We start from the raw sequence: 1,189 nt of genomic DNA on the forward strand, positions 1-1,189 counted from the left end.
ATCCATAGACCTAAAATAGAAGAACAAATAAAAATCGGTGCGTTCTTCTCCGCCCTCGACCACCTCATCACCCTTCATCAGCGTAAGCCGAGATTCTATTATTTTTTCATCACCAAGTGAATTAGCTAAGTCCTGAAAGGTATCGCATTACAAGGTCATTATCTTGATTTTCAAGTTCTTTGATAATGTGCATATAGACTTTTTGCGTAGTGGTGATAGATGAATGACCAAGCCTGCGAGAAACGCTTGCAATTGACACACCAGCAAACATTAGTAGCGAGGCATGAGTGTGGCGTAATCCGTGAATTGTAATTTCAGGAATACCTACATTTTTACAATGCCTTGCTAATCGTTTGTTTGGCGTGGAATTGCAAACATAACCATTAACAAAAATTGGTTGATTGGAAGTTTTTCCTTTTATCAATTGCTGAAATTGCATACTTAATTGCCAATCAATTTGAACTTTTCGGATAGAAGATTTATTTTTCGTCGGCTGAAATCCAGTATTTGTTTTATAATCCCATGTTTTATTAACCGAAATCGTTTGTCGAATAAAATCAAAATCATCTGGTGTTAATGCGAGAGTTTCAGAAAAACGAAGTCCTGTTTTAGCAATCAATAAAATGAGCCAATCCCAACTAATTTCAGGAGTTAATTTTAGGTCACTTAATAAATTGTGAACTTCAAATTGATTGAGATATTTTTGTTTCTTCGCTCTAGGAATTTTCCCCTTAAAAATCGCTTTTCTCGTAGGGTCTCTGTCAATAAGTCCTTCATCAACAGCGTCCAAAATTGCACCTTTGACTTGATGATGAAAATCAATGACCGTTTGTCGCTCATGAGTAATAGAAAAATCATTGAGTAATTGCTGATAAGCAGTTCTATCAAAATCTTTCAGTTGCAAATCAGGAATTAATTTTTCTAAATGTGTTTGAGTGTTATGATACTTTTTCAAAGTAACTTCACGAATCGCTCCAACTTTAAAAATTTTCACCCAATGTGCAAAGTAGACATGAAATAACGTTTCTTGATTGATTTTATTTAACATAGTATTTTCTCCATTCTTTTTTGAATAAATGATGAAAACAATAAACAATCTCGGCTTACGCTGATGAAGGGTGATGAGGTGGTCGAGGGCGGAGAAGAACGCACCGATTTTTATTTGTTCTTCTATTTTAGGTCTATGGAT

1 protein-coding gene is annotated in these 1,189 nt (G+C 34.9%); it reads right to left on the bottom strand.

All coding sequences use genetic code 11. From position 1 onward, the window contains the following. Positions 1 to 121 precede the first annotated feature (121 nt). On the bottom strand, positions 122 to 1,048 hold the full coding sequence (locus B5D30_RS13030; protein WP_078808520.1) for a site-specific integrase: 927 nt from the start codon (positions 1,046 to 1,048) through the stop codon (positions 122 to 124). Between the last annotated feature and the right edge of the window lie 141 nt (positions 1,049 to 1,189).

The organism is Pilibacter termitis, from assembly GCF_900167335.1.
Classification (GTDB): Bacteria; Bacillota; Bacilli; order Lactobacillales; family Streptococcaceae; genus Pilibacter; species Pilibacter termitis.

What these genes read in the sequence shown, in the direction of transcription:
- B5D30_RS13030 (WP_078808520.1), bottom strand. Translation starts at nt 1,048, where the DNA reads ATGTTAAATAAAATCAATCAAGAAACGTTATTTCATGTCTACTTTGCA.